Below are 2,309 nucleotides of genomic sequence, written 5' to 3' on the forward strand. Positions count from 1 at the left end.
GATTGGAGGTGGCCCTTGCGGAGGACCAGGATGCGGTCACTGACGGCTAACAGCTCGGTCAGTTCCGAGGAGATCAGGATCACCGAGGTGCCGGTTCGGGACAGTTCTCGAATCAGCGCGATGACCTCGCCCTTTGTACCGATGTCGATGCCGGCCGTGGGCTCGTCCAGGATGAGGATCTTCGGTTCGGTTGAGACCCAACGGCCGAGGACGACCTTCTGCTGGTTGCCACCGGACAACAGCCGAACCTCGAGGCTGGGACTCGCCCCTTTCACCTCGAACTTCTTCAGCACCTCGGAAACGAACCGTCGTGAGCGCCGTTCGTCCACGAGCGGGCCTCGACGGAATCGACCCAGCAGCGGCAGAAGGAGGTTGTCGCGGACGCTGTGCGAGAGCACCAGGCCCTGTTCACGGCGGTCCTCGGGCACGAGAGCGAATCCGGCCTCAATGGCCGAGGTCGGCGTCGTGATGGCGACCGGCTCGCCGTCGATGAGGATCTCTCCACTGCGATGCTTGTCGATCCCGAAGAGAGCGTGCGCGATCTCGGTGCGGCCTGAGCCCATCAGCCCGGCCAGTCCGATGACCTCTCCGGGGTGAACGGTGAAGGAGATGTCCTCCAAGCCGCGATCCGTGGAGAGCCCCTTCACCTCCAGCCGAGGAGTTCCAGATCGGTCCACGTCGTGGGCCTCGTAGGTCAGCGCATTCTCCAAGCGACGACCGATGATGGCTTCGACGAGATCTTCCGGGGAGATGTTCTCGGCGTGATCCGTCAGCACCACGGCCCCGTCGCGCATGACGGTGATCCGGTCGGTGACCCGGTAGATCTCCTCCATCCGGTGGGAGATGTAGACGATGCCCATCCCCTCGGAGGTCAATCTCTTGATCAGCGCGAATAGAATCTCCGATTCCTTCTTCGACAAGCTCGCGGTGGGCTCATCGAGGATAAGCACCCGGGCGTCCTGAGAGATGGCCTTGGCGATCTCGGTCAGCTGCCAGTACGCCGTGCTCAACTGGTCGAGGGAGGCTCTGGGGTCGATCGGCAACTGGAAGGTCTCGAAGATCTTCTCCGTCTCGCGCTCCATGGCCTCCTCGTCGATCAGCCCCAAGGAAGTGCGGGGTTCACGGTTGAGGAAGACGTTCTGGGCGACGCTCAAGGTGGGGACCAGGCTGAACTCCTGGAAGACCATGCCCACCCCCGCCTCACGGGCAGCGATCGGGGAATCGATGGTCACCGGGCGCCCGTCCACACTGATCTCCCCGGCGTCGGCGCTGTATACGCCTTGCAGGATCTTCATGAGTGTGGACTTGCCGGCTCCGTTCTCCCCAGCAAGGGTATGGACCTCACCGGCCAGCACTTCAAAGTCCACTCCCTTCAACACCCGGTTCGCGTCGAATGCCTTTTCAATGCCCTGCATCGACACGGCGACGGTCCCCGTCGCGGGTGAAGAAGGGGCCACGGCTGTGCTCGCCACGGTTACTGCAGCCCGTCCACGGTCACCCACTGTCCGCTGTTGGAAGACTCCAGGATCGCGTCGGCGATCTTCTCGATCTGGTATCCATCAGCGAAGTTGGGGCTGGCTGCGGTGCCGTTGACGATGGCGTGGAAGAGATCGTGGGTCTCGATGATCTTGGTTTCGCCGTATCCGATGCCCAAGGCGGGGATAGGCCACAGTGCCTCGCCGTGCGGGTGAGCGGGGCCGGTGTAGATCGTGCGGAAGCCTCGCTCGGCCGGATCGTCAGAGGCGAAGATCACCTGCAACTGGTCCCGCTTCTCGTAGTCGAAGGTGATGGAGCCTTCGGTGCCGTGAATCTCGAAGGTCAGGAAGTTGTTCCGGCCCCAGCCGTTGCGGGTGGCTTCGATGCTTCCGATCGCGTCGTTGTCGAAGCGGAGCATGGTCATGACCTCGTCGTCGACGTCGACGGTGTCCTTCGGGGCGTTGGCGTCACCGCCGGCACCGAGCTTGTCCACGGTGCCGCTGGGCACCGGCCGCTCCGCGATCCAGGTCCGGGCCTGGGCGCTGACCGCGCTGATCTCGCCCACCAGGTACCGTGCGATGTCCACGACGTGGGTGCCGATGTCACCCAGGGCACCGCTGCCGGCGATGTCTTTGCGGAAACGCCAGGACAGCGGGGAGTCCGGGCTGGCCGACCAGTCCTGGAGGTAAGTGCCGCGGAAGTTGAGGATCTTGCCGATGCGCCCTTCGTCGATGAGCTTCTTGGCGTAGGTGATGGCCGGGGTGCGGCGGTAGTTGAACGCGACCATGGTGGTCCGGTCCGAGGCCAGTGCCGCCTCGTACACGGCCTTGGCT

At 63.9% G+C, this 2,309-nt stretch carries 2 protein-coding genes; both read right to left on the minus strand.

Annotation, left to right across the window (positions count from 1 at the left end):
• On the minus strand, positions 1 to 1,415 hold a 1,415-nt coding region (locus tag ACFWJO_RS37225), incomplete at its 3' end, for a sugar ABC transporter ATP-binding protein (RefSeq protein WP_386872551.1).
• Positions 1,416 to 1,474: 59 nt separating this feature from the next.
• Positions 1,475 to 2,309, minus strand: an 835-nt coding sequence (locus ACFWJO_RS37230) for a Gfo/Idh/MocA family protein (protein WP_386872541.1), incomplete at its 5' end; no start/stop codon positions are given.

Source organism: Streptomyces sp. NPDC127092 (assembly GCF_042722475.1).
Taxonomy (GTDB): domain Bacteria; phylum Actinomycetota; class Actinomycetes; order Streptomycetales; family Streptomycetaceae; genus Streptomyces.